14 protein-coding genes are annotated in these 17,426 nt (G+C 72.7%); 6 read left to right on the top strand and 8 right to left on the bottom strand.

Annotation, left to right across the window (positions count from 1 at the left end):
- Positions 1-10: 10 nt before the first annotated feature.
- The 7 genes from ACFW47_RS15550 to ACFW47_RS15580 form a co-directional block, all read right to left on the bottom strand.
- The gene (locus ACFW47_RS15550) at positions 11-1,030 is read right to left on the bottom strand and encodes an ABC transporter permease (RefSeq protein ID WP_386278430.1); all 1,020 of its coding nucleotides are present in this window, start codon (positions 1,028-1,030) and stop codon (positions 11-13) included.
- Positions 1,027-2,544: a sugar ABC transporter ATP-binding protein gene (locus ACFW47_RS15555; RefSeq protein WP_386278432.1), complete on the bottom strand. Its 1,518-nt coding sequence runs from the start codon at positions 2,542-2,544 to the stop codon at positions 1,027-1,029. The genes ACFW47_RS15550 and ACFW47_RS15555 overlap by 4 nt, the downstream gene beginning before the upstream one ends.
- A 134-nt stretch (positions 2,545-2,678) precedes the next feature.
- Entirely contained in the window at positions 2,679-3,860 is a 1,182-nt protein-coding gene (locus ACFW47_RS15560; RefSeq protein ID WP_386278434.1) for an ROK family protein, read from the bottom strand.
- A 261-nt stretch (positions 3,861-4,121) separates the two neighbouring features.
- Positions 4,122-4,799 carry a GntR family transcriptional regulator gene (locus tag ACFW47_RS15565; RefSeq protein ID WP_386278436.1) on the bottom strand — a complete coding sequence of 226 codons (678 nt, stop codon included), beginning with the start codon at positions 4,797-4,799 and terminating at the stop codon, positions 4,122-4,124.
- Positions 4,800-4,916: 117 nt separating this feature from the next.
- Positions 4,917-5,867, bottom strand: coding sequence for a beta-ketoacyl-ACP synthase III (locus ACFW47_RS15570; protein WP_386278439.1), 951 nt, complete (start codon positions 5,865-5,867; stop codon positions 4,917-4,919).
- A gap of 137 nt (positions 5,868-6,004) precedes the next feature.
- Positions 6,005-6,148: a hypothetical protein gene (locus ACFW47_RS15575; RefSeq protein ID WP_217253948.1), complete on the bottom strand. Its 144-nt coding sequence runs from the start codon at positions 6,146-6,148 to the stop codon at positions 6,005-6,007.
- Positions 6,138-7,457: an OFA family MFS transporter gene (locus ACFW47_RS15580; RefSeq protein WP_386278443.1), complete on the bottom strand. Its 1,320-nt coding sequence runs from the start codon at positions 7,455-7,457 to the stop codon at positions 6,138-6,140. The genes ACFW47_RS15575 and ACFW47_RS15580 overlap by 11 nt, the downstream gene beginning before the upstream one ends.
- Positions 7,458-7,633: 176 nt before the next feature.
- Here ACFW47_RS15580 and ACFW47_RS15585 point away from each other — a divergent pair, with 176 nt between their 5' ends.
- The 6 genes from ACFW47_RS15585 to ACFW47_RS15610 all read left to right on the top strand — a co-directional run bounded on the left by ACFW47_RS15585 (position 7,634) and on the right by ACFW47_RS15610 (position 16,270).
- The gene (locus ACFW47_RS15585) at positions 7,634-8,605 is read left to right on the top strand and encodes a 2-dehydropantoate 2-reductase (RefSeq protein WP_386278445.1); all 972 of its coding nucleotides are present in this window, start codon (positions 7,634-7,636) and stop codon (positions 8,603-8,605) included.
- Positions 8,602-10,524: a molybdopterin oxidoreductase family protein gene (locus ACFW47_RS15590; protein WP_386306041.1), complete on the top strand. Its 1,923-nt coding sequence runs from the start codon at positions 8,602-8,604 to the stop codon at positions 10,522-10,524. Before ACFW47_RS15585 ends, ACFW47_RS15590 begins: the two co-directional genes overlap by 4 nt.
- Positions 10,505-12,463, top strand: coding sequence for an NAD(P)H-dependent oxidoreductase subunit E (locus ACFW47_RS15595; RefSeq protein WP_386306042.1), 1,959 nt, complete (start codon positions 10,505-10,507; stop codon positions 12,461-12,463). The genes ACFW47_RS15590 and ACFW47_RS15595 overlap by 20 nt, the downstream gene beginning before the upstream one ends.
- Positions 12,460-13,320 carry a 2Fe-2S iron-sulfur cluster-binding protein gene (locus tag ACFW47_RS15600; protein ID WP_386278450.1) on the top strand — a complete coding sequence of 287 codons (861 nt, stop codon included), beginning with the start codon at positions 12,460-12,462 and terminating at the stop codon, positions 13,318-13,320. Before ACFW47_RS15595 ends, ACFW47_RS15600 begins: the two co-directional genes overlap by 4 nt.
- 5 nt (positions 13,321-13,325) lie before the next feature.
- Entirely contained in the window at positions 13,326-14,174 is an 849-nt protein-coding gene (fdhD, locus tag ACFW47_RS15605; protein ID WP_386306043.1) for a formate dehydrogenase accessory sulfurtransferase FdhD, read from the top strand.
- Between the two features lie 209 nt (positions 14,175-14,383).
- The gene (locus ACFW47_RS15610) at positions 14,384-16,270 is read left to right on the top strand and encodes an exo-alpha-sialidase (protein WP_386278454.1); all 1,887 of its coding nucleotides are present in this window, start codon (positions 14,384-14,386) and stop codon (positions 16,268-16,270) included.
- Between the two features lie 15 nt (positions 16,271-16,285).
- Here ACFW47_RS15610 and ACFW47_RS15615 read toward each other — a convergent pair whose 3' ends face one another.
- On the bottom strand, positions 16,286-17,290 hold the full coding sequence (locus ACFW47_RS15615; RefSeq protein ID WP_386306044.1) for a bile acid:sodium symporter family protein: 1,005 nt from the start codon (positions 17,288-17,290) through the stop codon (positions 16,286-16,288).
- Positions 17,291-17,426: the final 136 nt, after the last annotated feature.

Raw genomic sequence — 17,426 nt, forward strand, 5'->3', positions numbered from 1 at the left:
GACCCTTTCCTCAATGCGTGCTTGCGGTACGGCGCTGGACCAGCACGGCGGCGACGATGATCGCTCCCTTGGCGATCTGCTGGACGGCGGTCTCGAGGTTGTTCAGGGCGAAGATGTTGGTGATGGTGGTGAAGATCAGGACGCCGAGCACGGAGCCGACGATGGTGCCGCGGCCGCCGCTGAGCAGGGTGCCGCCGATGATCGCGGCGGCGATGGCGTCGAGTTCGTAGAGGTTGCCGTTGGTGTTCTGGCCGGAGCCGGCCAGGACGATCAGCAGGAAGGCGGCGATGCCGCAGCACAGCCCGGACAGCAGGTAGAGGTAGAGCCGCTGGCGGCGGACGTCGATGCCGGCCAGGCGGGCGGCCTCCGCGTTGCCGCCGACAGCCACGGTGCGGCGGCCGAAGGTGGTCCGGTTGAGCACCAGCCAGCCGATGACGGTGACGGCCGCGAAGACGAGGACCAGCGGCGGGATGCCGAGGACGTAGGAGTCGCGCTCGCCGAGGTCGAGGACGCTGGGGACCGTGACGACCTGGGTGCGGCCGTCGGTGATCTGGAGCGCGAGGCCACGGGCCGAGGCCAGCATGGCGAGGGTGGCGATGAACGGCACCATCTGGCCGAAGGCTATGAGCACCCCGTTGACCAGTCCGCAGCCCACTCCGACCACGATCGCCGTGAAGAGGATGCCGAAGAACCCGAACTCCTGGGTGGCGACGGTGGTCGCCCACACCGACGCCAGGGCGACGATGGCACCCACGGACAGGTCGATGCCCCCGGAGATGATCACGAAGGTCATGCCGACGGTGACGACCCCGATCACGGACGCCTGGGTGAGCACCAGTTGGAGGTTGCGGGTGTCGAGGAACGAGTCGGGCTGGGTGATGCCGCCGATGAGGACCAGTGCGGCGAGCACGCCGAGCAGGGTGAGGGTGCGGACGTCGGCGCGGCCCAACTGGACCCGCCAGGCGGGCGGACCGTCCACCGGTGCCGCCTTGCCGGTGCCGTCCCGGGGCGGGGACACGTGCTGCGTCATGACGCCGGGCTTCCTTCCATCACGAGGTCGAGTACGCGGTGTTCGTCGAGTTCGCGGGCGGGGGCCTCGTGCACGACCCGGCCCTCGCGCAGTACCAGCACGCGGTCGGCGAGGCCCAGCACCTCGGGCACCTCGCTGGAGACCAGCAGGACGGCGAGACCCTCGTCGGCGAGGCGGCGGATGACCGCGTAGAGCTCGGCGCGGGCGCCGACGTCGACGCCGCGGGTGGGTTCGTCGAGCAGCAGGACCTTGCAGCCGCGCAGCAGCCAGCGGGCGAGGACCGCCTTCTGCTGGTTGCCGCCGGACAGGGTGCGCACGGGCACGGAGGGGTTGTCGGGCCGCAGGGACAGCTCGCGGGTCGCCGCGCGGGCCGCGGCCAGTTCGGCGCCGCGGTCGAGCCAGCCGCCGCGCGAGAAGCGGGACATGGCGGAGACCGACACGTTGCGGGTGACGGACTCCAGCATCAGCAGGGCCTGGGCCTTGCGTTCCTCGGGGGCGAGGCCGAGACCGGCGCGGACGGCGGCGCGCACGCTGCCCGGCCTGAGCGGCCGTCCCTCGACGAGGACCTGGCCGGTGCCCGCCTTGCGGGCGCCGTAGACCGTCTCCAGGATCTCGGAGCGGCCGGAGCCGACGAGGCCGGCGAGACCGACGATCTCGCCGGGCCGGACCTCCAGGTCGAGGGTCTCGAACTCGCCCTGGCGGGAGAGTCCCTTGACGCTCAGCACGGGCTCGCCCGCGGGTGGCGCGGCCGGCCGTTCCGGGAAGACGTACTCGACGTTGCGGCCGGTCATCAGCGCCACCACGTCGCGGGTGGGCGTCGACTCGGCGGGCAGCCCGCCCGCGACGGCCCGGCCGTCCTTGAGGACGGTGACCCGGTCGCCGATGCGGCGGATCTCCTCCAGGCGGTGCGAGATGTAGACGACGGCGACGCCGGCGGCGGTGAGGTCGGCGACGATGCGGAAGAGGTTGTCGACCTCGTCCGGGTCGAGTGCGGCGGACGGCTCGTCCATCACGATCAGCCGTACGTCGTGCGACAGCGCCCGCGCCATGGACACGATCTGCTGCTGCGCCGCCGAGAGTTCCCCGACCAGCCGTCCGGGGTCGACCTCCGGGTGCCCGAGCCGCGCCAGCAGCGCGGCCGTCGACTCCTTGGCGGCCTTCCCGCGTACGACGAAACCGGCCGAGGTCGGCTCGTGGCCGAGATGGACGTTCTCGGCGACGGACATGTGCTCGACCAGGTCGAGTTCCTGGTAGATGGTGGCGATGCCGAGGCGCATGGCCGCGATGGGCGAGCGCAGCGTGACGTTCTCGCCGCGCCAGCTGATGGTGCCGGTGTCGGGCTGATGGGCGCCGGCCAGCACCTTGATGAGGGTGGACTTGCCGGCGCCGTTCTGGCCGAGCAGGCAGTGCACCTCGCCCGCCTGGACGTCGAGGTCGACGCCGTCCAGGGCCCGGACTCCGGGGAACGACTTGGTGATGCCGGACATGCTGAGCAGCGGTGGTTCTGGTGCCATGTGAGGTCCCCTCGGCGGGCATGCGGGCCGGTGTCAGGGCAGAGCAGGGCAGAGCTGGGCTGAGCAGAACAGGGCGTATCTGGGTAGGGCGTTGTGCCGGGTGGCGCTGCGGGGCCCGTGGAGGCGGTCGGTGCCTACGCGGGTGAGAACAGGTGGTCGCTGATCAGCCGGGCTCCGCCGATGACTCCGGCGGTGGGGCCCAGCTCGCCCAGGACGATGGGCAGGTTGCCGGTCGCCAGCGGCAGCGACTGGCGGTAGACCTGGGTGCGGATCGCGGCGAGCAGGTTGTGGCCGAGGCCGGTCACCCCGCCGCCGATCACCACCAGGCCCGGGTTGAAGAAGCTGACCAGACCGGCGATGACCTGACCGGTGCTCCGGCCGCCCTCCCGGATCAGGCCGAGCGCCGTGGCGTCACCCGCGGCGGCCGCGGCGGCGACGTCGGCGGCGCTGAGGCCCCCGTTCGCCTCCAGCCGGCCCGCGAGTTCGGCCGACAGTCCCTGCTGGGCGGCCTCGGTGGCGTCGCGGGCCAGGGCCGCGCCGCTGAAGTGGGCCTCCAGACAGCCCCGGTTGCCGCAGGCGCACGGGCGTCCGTCGGGCACGGCCTGGATGTGCCCGATGTCGCCCGCGCTGCCCGTCGTACCGCGGTAGACCTCACCGCCGACGACGATGCCGCAGCCGATGCCGGTACCGATCTTGACGACGAGGAAGTCGTGCACGGTGCGGGCGACGCCCGCGTGCTGCTCCCCCAGCGCCATCAGGTTCACGTCGTTGTCGACCATGACCGGGCAGCCGAGTTCCTGGCTGAGCGCCTCCCGCACGGGGAAGCCGTCCCAGCCCGGCATGATCGGCGGAGCCACCGGCACGCCCTCGGGGAAGCGGACGGGCCCGGGGACGCCGATACCGGCGCCGTCGAAGCCCTCCGCGAGCCCCGAGGCACGCAACTTGGCGGCCATGGACAGCACCTGCTCGAAGACCGCGACCGGTCCCTCGCGTACGTCCATGGGCTGGTTGATGTGCCCGAGGATCTCCAGCTCGGCGTTGGTGACGGCGACGTCGACCGAGGTCGCGCCGATGTCGACGCCGAGGAAGCGCAGTTCGGGATTGAGCCGGACGTTGTGGCTGCGCCGCCCGCCGCGCGAGGCGGCGAGCCCGTCGGCCACGACCAGTCCGGTCTCCAGCAGCCGGTCCACCTCGACGGCCAGCTTCGACCGGGAGAGGTCGACCTGGTCGCCGAGCTGGGCGCGGGAGTTGGGTCCCGAGTCGCGCAGCAGCTGGAGCAGTCGCGCCTGGTGGGTGTTGGCGGGTCGTGCGGTCATGCGTCTCACGAGCCCCTCCCCGCCTCAATCGGCCTTGAGTGTGCCGGTTTCCGGCCACGTTCCTTGGCTTGCTTTCGGAGGGAACGTAGCAGTGGGCGCCCGGCGTGGGAAGAAGTCACGCACGAATTCCTGCGAACTTTCTCCACTGAGTGGACAAAGGCGAGCCGGGCGTTCCCGGGCCCGGGACGCGGCAGGGCCGCCCGGCCTTCCCGCCGGGCGGCCCACGAGCAGCCGCTGACCTCGTGTTTTCCTCTGCGATCCCTACGCTTGTCCGCGCGCGTGGTAGGAACGCCGGGTGTGTTCGGTGTGCTCGCGCATGAGCCGCGTCGCCGTCTGCTCGTCCCGGTCGGTGATCGCGGTGATCAGCCGGCGGTGCTCGATCCAGGACTGCCGGCCGCGCTGGCGGGCGACGGGCGTGTAGTACCAGCGGACCCGGCGGTCGACCTGCGCGGCGAGTTCGGCGAGGACGGCGTTGCCCGCCAACTCCATGATCTTCGCGTGGAAGCGGGCGTTGGCGGCGACGGCGCCGTCCACGTCGTCCGCGGCGACGGCCGCCTCCCCCTCCTCGCACAGCTCCTCCAGGGCGGCCACGCCCGCGCTGGAGGCGTTCGCGGCGGCGAGCCGGGCGGCCTCGGCCTCCAGCAGCGTACGGACCGTCAGCAGCTGGTCGGCCTCCTCCTCTGTCGGCTCGTGCACGAAGGCGCCCTGGGCGGGCCGCAGATCGACCCAGCCCTCGGTGTTGAGCCGCTGCAGCGCTTCCCGTACGGGCTGCCTCGACACCCCGAGATGGCCGGCGAGTTCGCTCTCGACGAGGTGCTGGCCGGGCTGGAGGGCCCGGGTCGTGATGAGTTCCAGCAGCGCCTCGTAAACGCGGTCGCGCAGCGGGCCGGGCCGTTCGAGTCTGGGCACCGCGCCCTGCGGCAGTCCTGCGGACAACATCGGTCCCCCTCGGAAGCGTGACGCCGAGCAGTGATTGTCTTTCGTCTACAGTCTACGGCGCGCGTGTCCCGACGGAGAGGGGTGTGGTACGTCACACCCGGGTCCGGTGACGGCTCGTCAGGGGCAGCGGACGACCTGTCCGGCGTAGGAGAGGTTGCCGCCGAAGCCGAAGAGCAGCACCGGGTCGCCGGTGGTGATCTCGCCCCGCTCGACCAGCTTGGAGAGGGCAAGGGGGATGCTCGCCGCCGAGGTGTTGCCGGACTCCACGACGTCGCGGGCGACGACGGCGTTCACGGCGCCGATCTTCGCGGCGAGGGGTTCGATGATGCGCAGGTTGGCCTGGTGCAGGACGACCGCGGCGAGGTCGGAGGGTGCGAGCCCGGACCGCGCGCAGGCCTGGCGGGCGATGGCGGGCAGCTTCGTGGTCGCCCAGCGGTAGACGCTCTGGCCCTCCTGCGCGAACCTCGGCGGGGTGCCCTCGATGCGGACCGCGTTGCCCATCTCCGGCACCGATCCCCACAGCACGGGTCCGATCCCGGCATCCTCGCCCGGGGCGCAGGCCTCCACGACGGCGGCCCCCGCCCCGTCGCCGACCAGCACGCAGGTGGTGCGGTCGGACCAGTCGGTCACCTCGGACATCTTGTCGGCGCCGATGACCAGCGCCCGGCCGGCCGAGCCGGCCCGGACGGCGTGGTCGGCGGTGGCCAGGGCGTGGGTGAAGCCCGCGCACACGACGTTCACGTCCAGCGCGGCGGGCCCGGGGATGCCGAGGCGGGCCGCGACGCGGGCGGCGGTGTTCGGGGAGCGGTCGATCGCGGTGGAGGTGGCGACCACGACCAGGTCCACGTCGGCGGGGGTGGCCCCGGCCGCCGCGAGCGCCTTGGCGGCGGCGTGGCCGGCCAGCTCGTCGACCGGCTCGTCGGGCCCGGCGATCCGGCGGGAACGAATGCCGACACGGCTCCGGATCCACTCGTCGCTGGTGTCGACCATGCCCGCCAGGTCCTCGTTGGTGAGGATTCCGGCGGGCTGGTAGTGGCCGACGGCGGTGATGCGGGAGCCGTGGTGCATGGGTGGAGTCCTCGCTGCCTCGGGTACGGGATCCACCAGTGTGATCAGTGACCGACGGGTACGAGGGCAGGTGAAGCGACAGGAAACGGGCGTCCGCCTTGTCGGCTTCGATCAGCATCCCGGACGCTGCTCGGGCGTCACCCGGTGAACAGCTGGGTGGCCTTGCGGACGAGTTCGTACAGACCGTAACCGAGCGGTGCCCCCACCCACAGCCAGGTGAAGGCGATCAGCGGCCGCCGGGAAGGCAGGTCAGGCGGGCTCTGGCTGCTGTCATGGGACATCGACGGCCTCCTTCCGCGCCGGGGCGGCGGACACGTGGTGGCGGGGGTGGACCGGGCGGACGAGTTCGTTGGCCACGAAGCCGACGACCAGCAGTCCGATCATGATGACGAAGCTCGTTCCGTACAGGGCGGCGCCGTGCTTGCCGGCCTCCTCCTGCCGGTCGGCGATCCAGTTCACGATCAGCGGCCCGAGGACGCCGGCCGCGGACCAGGCGGTCAGCAGCCGGCCGTGGATCGCGCCGACCTGGTAGGTGCCGAAGAGGTCCTTCAGATAGGCGGGGACCGCGGCGAAGCCGCCGCCGTAGAAGGAGAGGACGACCAGGGCGCACAGCACGAACAGCGGCTTTGAGGAGTCGCCGAACAGGGCGATCAGCGTGTACATCAGTGCGCCGACGCCCAGGTAGACGCGGTAGATGTTCTTGCGCCCGATCAGGTCGGAGGCCGAGGACCAGCCGATGCGGCCGGCCATGTTGGCCGCCGACAGCAGCGCCACGAACCCGGCGGCGGCCGTGGCCGAGACCGGTGCGGAGGTGTCGGCGAAGAAGTCGGTGATCATCGGCGCGGCCTTCTCCAGGATGCCGATGCCGGCCGTGACGTTCATGCAGAGCACGACCCACAGCAGCCAGAACTGCGGGGTGCGCATGGCACCGCGCGCCGACACCTGGACGCCTTCGAGGGCGGCCGGTTCGCCGTCCGCCCGTCGCTCGGGGCGCGGCACCCGCACCAGCAGCACGCCCAGCAGCATGAAGACGGCGTACGCGAGTCCGTGCACGAGGAAGGCGAGGGCGATGCCGGAGCTGTCGGTGCCGAAGGACTTCAGCATCTGCGCCGACCAGGGCGAGGCGATCAGCGCGCCGCCGCCGAAGCCCATGATGGCGATGCCGGTGGCCATGCCGGGCCGGTCCGGGAACCACTTGATGAGCGTCGAGACGGGCGAGATGTAGCCGATGCCGAGGCCGATGCCGCCGACGAAGCCGTAGCCGAGGACGATCAGCCAGTACTGCTCCGCCGCCGCGCCGAGCGCGGAGAGCAGGAAGCCGGACGAGAAGCAGACCAGGGCGACGGTCATCGCCCAGCGCGGGCCGTGCCGTTCCACGAGCGTGCCGCCGAAGGCGGCGGACAGCCCGAGCATGACGATGCCGAGCTGGAACGGCAGCGCGCTCTGCGTGCCGCTGAGACCGAGGGCGGACTCCAGGGGCGGTTTGAACACGGACCAGGCGTAGGCCTGGCCGATGGAGAGGTGGACGGAGAGTGCGGCGGGGGGGACGAGCCAGCGGCTCCAGCCCGGGGGTGCGACGGGGGGACTCATGGGTCCCCAACCGTAGGCAGGCGGAAAGCGGTTGAGAAGACGGTTGAGCGGACAACCACCGTCCTTGCACAAAGCCTTGCCGGGCCATCTTCCATACTGTAGACAATATTTCGTCGACGTTGTCCTCCTCATCGACAGTTCCGCGGTATCCCTCGACCGAACGGAGCTTCCCCGCCATGAAAGTCGCAGTCCTCGGCGCCGGGGCGATCGGCGCCTACGTCGGTGCCGCGCTCCACCGCGCGGGCGCCGACGTGCACCTCATCGCCCGTGGACCGCATCTGGCGGTCATGAGGCAGTACGGAGTACGGGTGCGCAGTCCGCGCGGCGACTTCACCGCGCACCCCCGCGCCACCGACGACCCCGCCGAGGTCGGCCCGGCCGACTACGTGTTCCTGGGCCTCAAGGCGACCTCGTACGCGGCGTGCGGGCCGCTGATCGAGCCGCTGCTCCACGACACCACGGCGATCGTGGCCGCCCAGAACGGCATCCCCTGGTGGTACTTCCACCGGCACGGCGGTCCGTACGACGGCCGCCGTCTGGAGAGCGTCGACCCCGGCGGCGCGGTCAGCGCCGTGCTCGCCCCCGAACGCGCCGTCGGCTGCGTCGTCTACGCGGCCACCGAGCTCGAACAGCCCGGCGTCGTACGCCACGTGGAGGGCACCCGCTTCTCGCTCGGCGAACCCGGCCGCGGCGTCTCCGCCCGCTGCCTGGCACTGAGCGAGGCGATGCGCGCGGGCGGACTGAAGTGCCCCGTCGAACCGGACCTGCGCCAGGACATCTGGCTCAAGCTGCTGGGCAACATCTCCTTCAACCCGATCAGCGCCCTGGCCCGCGCCACCATGCGCCAGATGTGTCTGCACGGCGGCACCCGCCGGGTCATCGAGACGATGATGACCGAGACGCTGGCGGTCGCCGCGGCCCTCGGCTGCGAGGTCGGCGTCTCCATCGAACGCCGGCTCGCGGGCGCCGAGCGGGTCGGCGACCACCGCACCTCCACGCTCCAGGACCTGGAGCGCGGCAAGCCGCTGGAACTCGACGTCCTGCTCGCGGCCGTCGTCGAGCTGGCGGAGATCACCGGGGTCCCGGTGCCCACCCTGCGCACCGTGCACGCCCTGTCCGACCTGCTCGCGCTGAGGAGCGCCGCATGAGGAAACGGCAACCGAAGACCTACACCCGCCTCACCCACCCCCTGGTCCGCGACTCGCGCGACCAGCCCTTCCGCCGCGCCTCCTGGGACGAGGCCCTGGAACGCACCGCCCGGGGCCTGGCCGCGGCGCGCGGCGCGTTCGGGATGTTCTCCTGCGCCCGCGCGACCAACGAGATGAACTACGTCGCCCAGAAGTTCGCCCGGGTGGTCATGGGCACCCACAACGTCGACTCCTGCAACCGCACCTGCCACGCCCCGAGCGTCGCCGGACTCTCGGCCGCCTTCGGCTCGGGCGGCGGCACCTCCTCGTACGAGGAGATCGAGCACACCGACGTCATCGTGATGTGGGGCTCCAACGCCCGCTTCGCCCACCCCATCTTCTTCCAGCACGTCCTGAAGGGGATCCGGAACGGCGCCCGCATGTACGCCGTCGACCCGCGCCGCACCGCCACCGCCGAGTGGGCGGAGAGCTGGCTCGGCCCGAACGTCGGCACCGACATCCCGCTGGCGCACGCGGTCGGCCGCGAGATCATCCACGCGGGGCTCGTCAACGAGGCGTTCGTCGAACGGGCCACCACCGGCTACGAGGAGTACCGGGCCCTGGTCGAACCGTGGACGCTCTCCCTCGCGGAGAAGGTGACCGGCGTACCGGCCGCCGCCGTCCGGGACCTGGCGCACGCCTACGCCCGCGCCGAGCGCGCCCAGTTGTGCTGGACCCTCGGCATCACCGAGCACCACAACGGCACGGACAACGTGCGCGCGCTGATCAACCTCTCCCTGCTCACCGGACACGTCGGCCGCTACGGCTGCGGGCTGCAGCCGCTGCGCGGCCAGAACAACGTGCAGGGCGGCGGCGACATGGGGGCGATCCCCAACCGGCTGCCCGGCTTCCAGGACGTCCTCGACGACGGCGTCCGCCGTAAGTTCGAGTCGGCCTGGGACACCGTCATCCGACCGCACCACGGCCTCACCCTCACCGAGATGTTCGAGGCCATGGACGAGGGGGCGCTGCGGGCCGTGTACTGCATCGGCGAGAACCCGGCCCAGTCGGAGGCCGACAGCGAGCAGGCGGTCCGCCGCCTGCGGAGCCTGGACTTCCTCGTCGTCCAGGACATCTTCCTCACCCGGACCGCCGAACTGGCCGACGTGGTCCTCCCGGCCACCGCCGGCTGGGCGGAGACCGAAGGCACCACCACCAACAGCGAGCGGCGCGTCCAGCGCGTGCGCCGGGCCGTGACCCCGCCCGGCGAGGCCCGCGAGGACATCGACATCCTCTGCGACCTGGCGGCGCGCCTCGGCCACGACTGGAAGTACGCCGACGCCGAGGCGGTCTGGAACGAGCTGCGCTCCCTCTCGCCGGACCACCGCGGAATGACCTACGCGCGCCTGGAGGAGCACCAGGGCATCCAGTGGCCGTGCCCGAGCACCGAGGAACTGGAGCCGACGTACCTGCACGGCAGGTTGTGGGACCCGGACCCGGCGCGCCGCGGCCCCCGCGCGCCCTTCGGTCTCGTCCGGCACGAGCCGCCGGTGGACCTCACCGACGAGGAGTACCCGATCCGCCTCACCACGGGCAGGCGCCTCGACTCCTACAACACCGGCGTCCAGAGCGGCGGCTACGCCTCCCCCCTGCGGCGCGGCGAGTCCGTCGAGCTGTGCCCGGAGGACGCCGAGCGCTACGGGGTCGTGGTCGGCGAGGAGGTACGGGTGACCTCACGGCGCGGGACGCTGCTCGCGCCCGTCTGGGTCGACACGGCGCTGCGTCCCGGACTGGCCTTCATGAGCTTCCACTTTCCCGACGAGGTGGACACCAACCAGCTGACCATCGAGGCCAACTGCCCGATCGCCGGTACGGCGGAGTTCAAGGCCTCGGCGATCCGGATCGAGAAGGTGAGCGGCGGTGGACCTGCGCTTCGGTGACAGCAAGCCCACGGACGAGGAGCGCGAGGCCGTCGACGCCCTGCTCGGCCCGCCCGAGTCGTCCTGGGAGGGCGCCGACCGCACCGACGCGGACCTCAGGTGGGCGCGGGGCGGCAGGCAGGCCCGCGACCGCCGCGACCTGCTCCTCCCGGCCCTGCACGCGGTCAACGACCGGGTCGGCTGGATCAGCGAGGGCGCCCTGGAGTACGTGTGCCGCCGCCTGACGGTCCCCCCGGCCGAGGCGTACGGCGTGGCGACCTTCTACGCCATGTTCTCCCTCCGCCCCCGCCCGGCCACGGTCCTCCAGGTCTGCACCGACCTGGCGTGCACGGCGGCGGGGGCGGCGGAGCTGTGCGCGGATGTGGAGCGGCGGCTGGGTCCGGAGAGCGGGGTGCGGGTCGAGCAGTCCCCGTGCCTGGGCCTGTGCGAGCGGGCACCGGCGGCGCTGGTGGTGCGGGCAGGCAGGCCCTCAGCCCGTCCGGCGCAGGGTGTCATCCCGGCCCGTCCGGCGTTCGAGGACGAGGCCGTCCAGGCCGCAGCGGGGGTCCGGGGGCGCAGCCCCCGGGGACGGGACGGGAAGGGGCGGCGGGGGCGAAACACCCTCCACGCCACCGCCGTATGCGCCCCCGCGACCCCAGCCACCGCACTCCACGCGGCCACCGCCCCCGAATCGGCCCCCGCCGAGCCCGCCCCCGCCCTCGCCGTCCCCCAAGCAGGCGACCCCACCCTCGCCCTCCTCACCCGCGTCGGCACCACCGACCCCACCTCCCTCGACGACTACCGCGCCCACGGCGGCTACACCGCCCTCCGCCGCGCCTTCGCCCTCGGCCCCGCCGGTGTCATCCGCGAGGTCACCGACGCCGGCCTGCTCGGCCGCGGCGGAGCCGCCTTCCCCACCGGTCGCAAGTGGCAGGCGACCGCCGCCCAGCCCGACCACCCGCACTACCTCGTCTGCAACGCCGACGAGTCCGAACCGGGCACCTTCAAGGACCGCGTCCTCATGGAGGGCGACCCGTACGCACTCGTCGAGGCGATGACCGTCGCCGCGTACGCGACCGGCGCCCACCAGGGCTACCTCTACCTCCGCGGCGAGTACCCGCGCGCCCTCGCCCGCCTGACCCACGCCATCGCGCAGGCCCGTGCCCGCGGGCTGCTCGGCGAAGACGTCCTGGGCCAGGGCTACGCCTTCGACATCGAGATCCGGCGCGGCGCGGGCGCGTACGTCTGCGGCGAGGAGACGGCCCTGTTCAACTCCATCGAGGGCCACCGGGGCGAACCCCGTTCCAAGCCGCCGTTCCCGGTCGAGAAGGGCCTGTTCGGCAAGCCCACGGTGGCGAACAACGTCGAGACGCTGGTCAACGTCCTGCCGATCCTCACCATGGGCGCCCAGGCGTACGCGGCGATCGGCACCCCCGCCTCCACCGGCCCGAAGCTGTTCTGCGTCTCGGGCAGCGTGGCCCGCCCCGGTGTCTACGAACTCCCCTTCGGTACGACGCTGGGTGACCTGCTCACGCTCGCCGGCGTCCGGGACAACCTGAGGGCGGTCCTGCTCGGCGGAGCCGCCGGCGGCTTCGTGCGCCCGGACGAACTCGACATCCCGCTCACCTTCGAGGGCACCCGCGAGGCGGGCACGACACTCGGCTCCGGGGTCGTGATGGCCTTCGACGACACGGTGCCCCTCCCCCGCCTGCTCCTGCGCATCGCCGAGTTCTTCCGCGACGAGTCGTGCGGGCAGTGCGTGCCCTGCCGCGTCGGGACCGTGCGCCAGGAGGAGGCGCTGCGCCGGATCGCCGAGCGCACGGGAGCCGACGCCGCCTTGGACATCACCCTTCTGCGCGAGGTGGGCCGAGCGATGCGGGACGCCTCGATCTGCGGCCTGGGGCAGACCGCGTGGAACGCCGTGGAATCCGCCATCGACCGTCTGGGGGCCTACGAATGACCGCGATTCCGCTCGGCGTGCCGCGCCGGCTCGTGGAGTTCACCCTCGACGGGCAGGAGGCCCGGGTCCCCGAGGGTTCGACGATCCTCGACGCCTGCCGGGCCGCCGGGAAGGACGTCCCGACGCTCTGCCAGGGCGACACGCTCACCCCGAAGAACGCCTGCCGGGTCTGCGTGGTCGAGGTCGAGGGCGCCCGCGCCCTCGCCCCCGCCTGCTCCCGCCGGGCGGAACCGGGCATGGTGGTGCGCACGGACACCGAGCGGGCCCGGCACAGCCGCAAGGTCGTCCTCGAGCTGCTCGCCTCCTCCGTCGACCTGTCCACGACTCCGGAGGTCGCCGGATGGCTGAAGGAGTACGAGGCGAAACCCGGCCGCTTCGGTCCGGACGCGGCCCGGGTCGACGAGGAACCGCGGATCGACAACGACCTGTACGTCCGCGACTACGGCAAGTGCATCCTCTGCTACAAGTGCGTGGACGCCTGCGGCGACCAGTGGCAGAACACCTTCGCGATCTCCGTTGCCGGACGCGGCTTCGACGCCCGGATCTCCGTCGAGCACGACGCCCCGCTGACCGACTCGGCGTGCGTCTACTGCGGCAACTGCGTCGAGGTCTGCCCCACCGGGGCGCTGTCCTTCAAGTCCGAGTACGACATGCGCGCGGCCGGCACCTGGGACGAGGAGCGGCAGACGGAGACGACCACGGTGTGCGCGTACTGCGGTGTGGGCTGCAACCTCACCCTCCACGTGCAGGACAATGAGATCGTGAAGGTCACCTCCCCGCACGACAATCCGGTGACCCACGGCAACCTCTGCATCAAGGGCCGCTTCGGCTACCAGCACGTACAGAACCGGGACTGACACACATGGGACGAGTCACGGAACGACGCAAGGTCATCCGCATCCGGGACGGCGCGGTCTCCACCCGGCCGGACACGCTCGTCGCCGAGGAACCGCTGGAGATCCGGCTGAACGGCAAGCCCCTCGCGATCACGATGCGCACTCCGGGTGACGACTTCGCGCTGGCGGCCGGTTTCCTGGTGAGCGAGGGCGTGCTCGCCGGCCAGGACGACCTGCGGAACATCGTCTACTGCGCGGGCGCGACGGAGAACGGCTCGAACACGTACAACGTGGTGGACGTGCGGACCGCCGCGCACGTGCCGGTGCCGGACATCACCCTGGAGCGGAACGTCTACACCACCTCCTCCTGCGGCCTGTGCGGCAAGGCGAGCCTGGACGCGGTGCGCACGACGGCCCGCTGGCCCATCGCCGACACTCCCCCGGTCCGCGTCACCCCCGAACTGCTGGCGAGCCTGCCCGACCGGCTGCGCGCCGCCCAGCGGGTCTTCGACCGCACCGGGGGCCTGCACGCGGCGGCCCTGTTCGACGAGGGCGGTGAACTGGTGGACGTACGGGAGGACGTGGGCCGGCACAACGCGGTCGACAAGCTGGTCGGCCGCGCGCTGCGGAACGGGGACCTGCCGCTGTCCCGCTCGGTGCTGCTGGTGTCGGGCCGGGCCTCGTTCGAGCTGGCGCAGAAGGCCGTGATGGCGGGCATCCCGGTGCTGGCAGCCGTGTCGGCGCCGTCCTCGCTCGCGGTGGACCTGGCCGCCGAGACGGGGCTGACCCTGGTGGGCTTCCTGCGCGGCGACTCCATGAACGTGTACGCGGGTGAGGACCGCGTCGTCCTCCGGGCCGCGGCCGCCCGGGGCTGACCGGCTCCCCGCGGCACGGCGGCGGGGCCCCGACCGGCGGGGAGCGCCCCCTGCGCCGCAGGGGCCCCGCCGTGATCCGGGCCCCGGGGCCCGGGCACCGCACGGCGACACGCGAGCGAACGAATGGGGCGTATCAGACACCCGCCGCCCTGATCTACTGAGGCCCTGACGACCGGCTCCGACCAGCCGCCTGAAGGGCAGACCGCTCCATGCCGTCACCTCCCCGCACGCGTCCGCGCTCCCCCCTGCTCGCCCTCGCCGCCCTGTTCGCCCTGGCCGCCTCCGCGCTGCCCGTCCCCGCCGTACACGCGGAGGGGCTCGGCAGGGCCGGGGAGTTCGAGGAGCGGGTGCTCTTCCGGGCCGACCAGGACCCGGGAGGCTACGCCTGCTTCCGCATCCCGGCGATCGTGCGGACGACGGAGGGCACCCTGCTGGCCTTCGCCGAGGGGCGCGTCCTCGACTGCGGGGACGCCGGCGACATCGACATCGTCGTCAAGCGCTCCACGGACGGCGGGCGCACCTGGGGCCCGCTCCGGGTCGTCAACGAGGGCGGCGGCGACACCCACGGCAACCCGGCGCCGGTCGTGGACCGCACCACCGGGCGCGTCCTGCTGGTCGAGACGTACAACGCGGGCCGCGCGGACGCCGGCAACTGCGCGGTGCCCTGTGCCCGCACGCCCCACCTCCAGTACAGCGACGACGACGGCCGCACCTGGTCAGCGCCCCGCGACCTGGGCGCCCAGATCCTGCCGCCCGACTGGAACTCCTGGTACGCCACCGGCCCCGTGCACGGCGTCCAGCTCACCGGCGGCGGCCACGCCGGGCGGCTGGTGATCGGCGTCAACGCGGAGACCTGGGACGGCGACCGGGTCACCGCCAACCACGCGGCGCTCGTGGTCAGCGACGACGGCGGCGAGCACTGGAGGATCGGGGCCACCGACACCTGGCCGGTGGCCGCCGACGGCACCTTCCGGCAGAAGCCGTCCGAACTCACCCTCACCGAGCGCGCCGACGGCTCACTCCTGGTCAGCGGCCGGGAGGAGAACGGCACCGACCTCGGCCACCGCACCCAGGCCGTCAGCCGTGACGGCGGCGACAGCTTCACGGCGCCGTTCAGGGCCCTGCCGGACCTGTACACCCCACAGGTGCAGGGCGCCGTGCTCCGGCTCGGCGACCGCCTCCTGCTGTCCGCCCCCGCCGACCCCGACCGCCGCCGCACGATGACCGTCCGCTCCTCCTACGACGGCGGGGCGACCTGGGACAGCGTGGACCGCGGCACGGTCGTCACCCGGGACTGGTCCGGCTACTCCGACATGGCGGCCGTGGACGACGACGGGACGGTGGGGCTGCTGTACGAGGCCGGACCGGTGGACGCCCGGGACGAGATCCGCTTCGCCCGCTTCTCCGAGGACTGGCTCCAGCCGCGCCGGGGCGCCGGTCCCGCCACCCCCGACCTGGCCGCCGGTGCCGCGCCCGCGGCCGTGCTCGGGGGCGCCGGGACGACGGACGGCGCGGTGGGCGGCGCCCTCCGCTTCGACGGCGCCGACGACGCCGTACGGCTGCCGTACCGCGAGCGGCTGCCGCTGGGGAGCGGGGACTTCACGGCGTCACTGTGGTTCCGGTACTCGGCGGACGACGGGGAGCAGCCGCTGCTGTGGATGGGCGGGATCGGCACCCGGCAGCCCCAGGTGTGGTTGCGCGCCGAGCCCGGCAACGGCCGGGTCCAGGGGCTGATCACCGCACGCGACGGCGGGGACGCCCCGCGCTCGGCGTGGGTGCGTACCGACGGTGCCCACAACGACGGCCGCTGGCACCACCTGGCGCTCCGCCGCGGCGGTGGCCGGCTGACCCTGTTCCTCGACGGTACGGCGGCCGGCACGGCGGACGTCCCCGGATCGGTGAGCCGCTACTCTCCGTTCGGTGTGCACATCGGCGAGCGGATGGACGGCCGGGCCCGCTTCACCGGCGCGATCGACGAGGTGCACGTGTGGAACCGGGCACTGACCGACGAGGAGATCGCCGCCGGGAACCCGCCCTCGGCGCTGGGGAACACCGTGCTGCACCTGCCCATGGACGAGGTGGCGCCGGGCGGGTGAGACCGCCGCCCCGGGTCAGCGGCCGCCGGTGCCCGCCGCCGCGCCTTCGGGAGCGGCCGCCCCCTCGGCGTCTTCCGCCTCCGGGTCGTGCGACCGGCGCTTGGCGATGACCGCGCACACCATCAGCTGCATCTGGTGGAAGAGCATCAGCGGCAGCACGGCCAGCGAGGCCTGGGCGCCGAACAGGACGCTCGCCATCGGCAGTCCGGCGGCGAGGGACTTCTTGGACCCGGCGAACTGGATCGCGATCCGGTCCGCCCGGCCGAAGCCCAGGGCCTTCGCCCCGTACCAGGTCAGCAGCAGCATCACGGCGAGCAGCACGGCCTGGACGGCCAGCAGCCCGGCCATCCGCGCCGGGCTGACCTGGTGCCAGACCCCCTCGACCATGCCCTCGCTGAACGCCGTGTAGACGACGAGGAGGATCGAGCCGCGGTCGACGAGCCCGAGCACCTTCTTGTGCCGGGCCACGAAGCCTCCGATCCAGCGGCGCAGCGCCTGCCCGGCGGCGAACGGCACCAGCAGTTGCAGCACGATCTCCACCACCGAGTCGGCGGAGAACCCGCCCCCGTCGCCGCCCAGCAGCGCGGCCGCCAGCAGCGGCGTCACGACGATGCCGACCAGCGAGGAGAAGGAGCCCGCGCAGATCGCGGCGGGCACGTTGCCGCGGGCGATCGAGGTGAAGGCGATCGACGACTGGATGGTGGACGGCACCAGGGTGAGGAAGAGCAGGCCCTGGTAGAGGGGGTCGGTCAGGAAGACCGGGACGAGTCCGCGCGAGGCGAGGCCCAGCAGCGGGAAGACGACGAAGGTGCAGGCCAGCACGGTGACGTGGAGCCGCCAGTGCCGCAGTCCGTCCATCGCCTCACGAGTGGAGAGACGGGCCCCGTAGAGGAAGAAGAGGAAGGCGATCGCGGCCGTGGACGCGCCGGAGGCGACGTCCGCGCCCGTGTCCCGGGCCGGCAGCAGTGCCGCGAGCCCCACCGTACCGAGCAGCAGCAGGATGTACGGGTCGATCGGCATCCAACGCGGCCATCGCAGGCGTCTCACGGTGCTCCACTTGCTCGTTCTGCTCGTTCTGGTCGTTCGTCGCGCTTTTGGGGCTCACGGGTCCCCGCTCCATCCTGCTCCCCCGCCCGGCGATCGGGAATCCGGTATA

It is taken from the genome of Streptomyces sp. NPDC058796, assembly GCF_042745235.1.
Classification (GTDB): domain Bacteria; phylum Actinomycetota; class Actinomycetes; order Streptomycetales; family Streptomycetaceae; genus Streptomyces.

Coding starts and splice junctions, on each gene's coding strand:
- ACFW47_RS15590 (WP_386306041.1), top strand. CDS start 8,602: ATGAGGAAACGGCAACCGAAGACCTACACCCGCCTCACCCACCCCCTG.
- ACFW47_RS15615 (WP_386306044.1), bottom strand. CDS start 17,290: ATGCCGATCGACCCGTACATCCTGCTGCTGCTCGGTACGGTGGGGCTC.
- ACFW47_RS15560 (WP_386278434.1), bottom strand. CDS start 3,860: ATGACCGCACGACCCGCCAACACCCACCAGGCGCGACTGCTCCAGCTG.
- ACFW47_RS15585 (WP_386278445.1), top strand. CDS start 7,634: ATGAAAGTCGCAGTCCTCGGCGCCGGGGCGATCGGCGCCTACGTCGGT.
- ACFW47_RS15550 (WP_386278430.1), bottom strand. CDS start 1,030: ATGACGCAGCACGTGTCCCCGCCCCGGGACGGCACCGGCAAGGCGGCA.
- ACFW47_RS15580 (WP_386278443.1), bottom strand. CDS start 7,457: ATGAGTCCCCCCGTCGCACCCCCGGGCTGGAGCCGCTGGCTCGTCCCC.
- ACFW47_RS15575 (WP_217253948.1), bottom strand. CDS start 6,148: ATGTCCCATGACAGCAGCCAGAGCCCGCCTGACCTGCCTTCCCGGCGG.
- ACFW47_RS15555 (WP_386278432.1), bottom strand. CDS start 2,544: ATGGCACCAGAACCACCGCTGCTCAGCATGTCCGGCATCACCAAGTCG.
- fdhD (WP_386306043.1), top strand. CDS start 13,326: ATGGGACGAGTCACGGAACGACGCAAGGTCATCCGCATCCGGGACGGC.
- ACFW47_RS15565 (WP_386278436.1), bottom strand. CDS start 4,799: ATGTTGTCCGCAGGACTGCCGCAGGGCGCGGTGCCCAGACTCGAACGG.
- ACFW47_RS15610 (WP_386278454.1), top strand. CDS start 14,384: ATGCCGTCACCTCCCCGCACGCGTCCGCGCTCCCCCCTGCTCGCCCTC.
- ACFW47_RS15600 (WP_386278450.1), top strand. CDS start 12,460: ATGACCGCGATTCCGCTCGGCGTGCCGCGCCGGCTCGTGGAGTTCACC.
- ACFW47_RS15570 (WP_386278439.1), bottom strand. CDS start 5,867: ATGCACCACGGCTCCCGCATCACCGCCGTCGGCCACTACCAGCCCGCC.